This is a genomic window from Streptomyces sp. NPDC012510 (assembly GCF_042955065.1).
In the GTDB taxonomy this organism is placed as follows: Bacteria; Actinomycetota; Actinomycetes; order Streptomycetales; family Streptomycetaceae; genus Streptomyces.
This window is the reverse complement of record NZ_JBIBEN010000075.1, coordinates 1-1666: the sequence shown is the minus strand read 5'-3', so window position 1 is coordinate 1666 and position 1666 is coordinate 1. Positions and strand designations below refer to the sequence as shown.

The following is a 1666-nucleotide window of genomic DNA, read 5'->3' as shown; positions in this document are numbered from 1 at the left end:
CGCCGAAGAACACGGCGCCACCGGGGAACTCCGCGTCGTCGAAGGACACGACGCCACCGGAGAACGTCGCGCCGCCGAAGGACACGGCGCCACCGGGGAACTCCGCGTCGTCGAAGGACACGACGCCGCCTGAGAACCTCGCGGCATCAAAGCCCACGACGCCGGCGGAGATCGTCGCGTTGTCGAAGAGCACGACGCCACCGGAGAACTCCGCGCCACGGAAGTTCATGACGCAGTCGATGGTGACGCCTGTGAGGTCGAGATCGCAGCCCTGCCAGGAGCGATGAGTTCCCTTGGGTCGTCGGTAGTGATCGCCGATGAGGCGCAGGATCGTGTGCCGGACTTCGCGGAGGGCCAGGTAGTGGTGGTGCTCCTCCAGGTGGGCGGGGCCCTCGCCGGGGTCGGGGCTATAGCGGAGCCGGAGGTAGGCACACAGGACGTCGATGCAGGTCTGGCGAAGGCTGGCGTCGGGGGCGTCATCTGCAAGGCCGGCGAGCGCGTGGACGCCGCCAAGTCGGACGGCTGGGGAGTCGGAGCCGAGTTTGTCGACGGCTTGAGAGAAGCGCTCGGTGTGGAGCCGGGTGGCCTCGCGGTGGGCGCCGGCTTCGTCGACGCGCTGGCGGCGGTAGGCGACGACCAGGGCGACGAGCGCACCGGCCCCGGCGACCACGCCAAAGGAAAGCTTCACCAAGTCGAAGAGGGTTTTCGCGTCGAGCTTTGCGGTGGTGTCGATCTCCTGGAAATCCAGCAGGTACACCAGGCCATAGAAGATACCGCTGGCCACCAGAACGGCGGCGACGAAGGCGAGGGTCAGGGCCCTGCCGACCTTCCAAAGCCGCAGCTCCCGATTATCCGGGGTTGGTCGCGGCTGTCGGTTCGCTGTCATGAGGAGGAAGACATGGCACGGAGACCTACGGTTGCGGGTGCTGGCGGCGTCAGAACACGAGCGGCCAATTGAGCTTCCCCGATCCAATCGGATCGGGGAAGCTATCCGACGTCACATCGCACCCCTGACGGGGCCCGCCAGAACCGACCTGCATGCACAGCTCGTCCTGGCCGTCGGTCCTGCGGGGGCGCAACCGTCTAGGCCCTGGTTACCGGTACCAGTACCTCACGCCCTTCTTCCCGCTGCATGTGCCGCGGAAGGTCTTGCTGTAGCTGTACTCACCGTTCTTACACAGCGCGGTGGCACCTGCCGGGTGCGGGTCGTTGGCTCGGCACACACCGGTGGTGTGCGGCGCGCAGGAAGCGGCGGCTGCGGTGCTCGCGGCGCCCATCGGCACCAGCAAAGAGCCGGCAACAATAAGTCCGGCGAGGCTGGCACGTGCTCTGGTCAGCATTCTCTTTACTCCCTCAACTGTCGGAGACAGCAGGATCCCGACCTCGCACACCATCTGCTGCACTTCCGCGGCTCGGGCCCCCTTTCGCGTCACGGCGCACTCGAAAAGCCACACCATGTGCGAGAGGGCGGGATGCCTGTCCGAAACCGCAACCCAGCCAGCCAAATTCAGCAGAACGTGCTCACGAGGCAGGGCGTGGGTAGGCGTGACATTGCTGCTGACAGTTCGTTAGCCCGCCCGTGAAGATCACTTTGCTGCGCACGGCTGCCGTCGCCGTCCTGACGGCCGTCCTCCCTCTATCCGCTCCCGCCGCCGCCGAGACGAGC

Annotated in this window: 2 protein-coding genes; both read right to left on the bottom strand. The window is 66.6% G+C overall.

Annotated elements, in window-relative coordinates:
* The coding region (locus ACFY9I_RS42375; RefSeq protein WP_391012848.1) for a pentapeptide repeat-containing protein at positions 1–886 on the bottom strand (886 nt) is incomplete at its 3' end.
* A gap of 208 nt (positions 887–1094) precedes the next feature.
* Positions 1095–1340 carry a DUF3761 domain-containing protein gene (locus tag ACFY9I_RS42370; RefSeq protein ID WP_391012845.1) on the bottom strand — a complete coding sequence of 82 codons (246 nt, stop codon included), beginning with the start codon at positions 1338–1340 and terminating at the stop codon, positions 1095–1097.
* Positions 1341–1666: the final 326 nt, after the last annotated feature.

Bases quoted from the DNA above. Each gene is read 5' to 3' on its own strand.
- ACFY9I_RS42370 (WP_391012845.1), bottom strand. From the start codon at position 1,340: ATGCTGACCAGAGCACGTGCCAGCCTCGCCGGACTTATTGTTGCCGGC.